Source organism: uncultured Campylobacter sp. (assembly GCF_938017705.1).
In the GTDB taxonomy this organism is placed as follows: domain Bacteria; phylum Campylobacterota; class Campylobacteria; order Campylobacterales; family Campylobacteraceae; genus Campylobacter_B.
Map to the genome: position 1 here is coordinate 1 of NZ_CALIIS010000024.1, position 2,274 is coordinate 2,274.

1 protein-coding gene and 1 pseudogene are annotated in these 2,274 nt (G+C 51.1%); both read left to right on the forward strand.

From position 1 onward, the window contains the following. The coding region (locus Q0605_RS01355) for a hypothetical protein (RefSeq protein ID WP_298703563.1) at positions 1-463 on the forward strand (463 nt) is incomplete at its 5' end. 362 nt (positions 464-825) lie between these two features. Next, positions 826-1,878: pseudogene (locus Q0605_RS01360) on the forward strand (quinone-dependent dihydroorotate dehydrogenase); the annotation flags it as partial. Between the last annotated feature and the right edge of the window lie 396 nt (positions 1,879-2,274).

A 2,274-nucleotide genomic window follows, 5' to 3' on the forward strand; every position in this document is an offset into this window, starting at 1 on the left:
CATAGGCGAGCGTTACGACGACTTAAAAAGCGGAGCGAGCGGCGACCTGGACGACGATGTAGATAGTGGCGACCGGAGTGACGGCGCAGATCGCAACAATTGTGGTAACGGCGCAGATAGCGGTAATCGTGGCGGCGATGTAGATAGCGGCGAGCCGGGTGACGGTACGAGCGATTTTGGGGGTGGGATTGGCGGCGCGCGCGACGGATCAAATGATGATTTCGACGGCGCGGACGGCAGCATTGATGGTTGGGATGATGAGCGCAAAAGAGGCGAAGTTCGGAGCAATTTTGCGGGAGCGTTTTTCTCTCCGTTTAAAATTCTATCCTACGCGGCGCTCGTGGCGGCGATCTACCTACTTGCCAAGCTGTCCTTGCTAAACCCGCTAGCGATTATCTTGGGCATTACGATCATTCCTCTGGGCACGATGATCGCTGCCTTCGGCGGCAAAGACGCGCACTGAAGCTCAAACGGCGCGAGCAGGACGTTTTAAATTTTAAAATTTAGCTTGGGCGGGATTGAGCGCAGATCGGCGCAAGATAGATCGCGTACGACCCCGCCACCGCGAGCTGTACCATAGATACCGCGCGTTTCGGTACGTACCTGGGCAGGCTAAATTTATGCTAAATTTATAAAATTTGCGGCGCGCATCTTTGGATTTCTGCGTAAATTTAAACGCTCATTGCAAGCCGTAGAAATTTTACCAGCATTTCTCGCGTAATTCTAAAATTAAATTTAACCGCCGCGAATTGCAATTCAGCGCGAATTCCTTATCTATATTTAATTAAATTTTAGCTACCATTATGCAAAATTTGAGGAAACATTATGAATTACGATACCTTGAAAAAAATCTTTTTTCGATTTGATCCAGAAACCGCTCATAAGATCGCAGAATTCGGACTTCGTGCACTTTATGCGACTCCGGGCGGGCTTGAAGCTCTGGCAAAATTCGGCATTTATAAAGATGAAATTTTAACTCAAAAAATATGGGATCTCAGCTTTGATAACCCCGTAGGTATCGCGGGCGGATTCGACAAAAACGCCACGATGATCGCGCCGCTGGCCGCTCTTGGCTTCGGACACATCGATTTTGGCACCTTTACGCCGCGACCTCAAAGCGGCAACGAAAAGCCGCGACTTTTTCGCCTCGTTAGCGAGCAGAGCATTCAAAACGCGATGGGCTTTAACAACGAAGGCGCCGATATTATCGAGCGTCGCGTGCGAAAAATTTATCCTTTTGTAATCCCGATCGCCGCAAACATCGGCAAAAACAAAGCCACCTCGAACGAGGATGCGCTAAGCGATTACGAAGCCTTGGGCCGTAAATTTAACGGGCTATGCGATTTTTTCATCATCAACGTAAGCTCGCCGAACACCCCCAATCTGCGTGCTTTGCAAGAAAACAGCTTCATAAGCGAGCTGATCGGAGCGATGAAAAAGATCACGAACAGGCCGCTCGTCTTAAAGCTGGCGCCCGATATGAGCGCGGATCAGGCGATCGCGCTGTGCGAGTGCGCGGTGCAAAGCGGCGCAAGCGGCATCATCATAAACAACACCAGCGTTGATTATTCGCTGAGCCCCAATGCCAGGGATTTCGGCGGCCTAAGCGGCAGGCTGATCACCGAAAAATCGCGCGAGCTTTTCGCGCAGGTCGCTCGCGAGCTCTTCGGCCGCACGATCCTAATCAGCTGCGGCGGCATAGACAGCGCGCAGGAGGCCTACGAGCGCATCAAATCGGGCGCGAGCCTGGTTCAAATTTTTACCGCCTTTATCTTCAAAGGCCCGTTCGTCGCAAAATCGATCAACGAGGGGCTGGCGGAGCTTTTGCGCGCAGACGGCTTTAATAGCATCAGCGAGGCGGTCGGGGTAAATTTAAAAGATCGCGCGGGCGAAGGATACGGCGCGAGAAGCGATCAGACCGAAAATCGCGGCGACGGCGTGGATTTGCGCGCTTGCGAAGACAAAGAGGCGAAAGCTAAAACGGACGAAATTTCAAGTGCACCCGAAGGCGAGGAAACGAGCAGAATTTTAAACGCACCCGAAAGCAAGGATGCGGATGAAATTTTAAACGACGGCGAAAGCGAAATATCGAGCGTCCAAGTCAATGAAATTCTCGCCGCTAAAACAGATGAAATTTCGAGCGCTCAAACAAACTCAATCTCCGAAGAGGATGAAAATTCCAGCACTTCGGCAAATTTAAACGCCTTGGTAAGCGCAGATACCGCGACGGATCAAAGATCAATCGAGCAAAGCGGCGCGGAGAACAAAATTTCC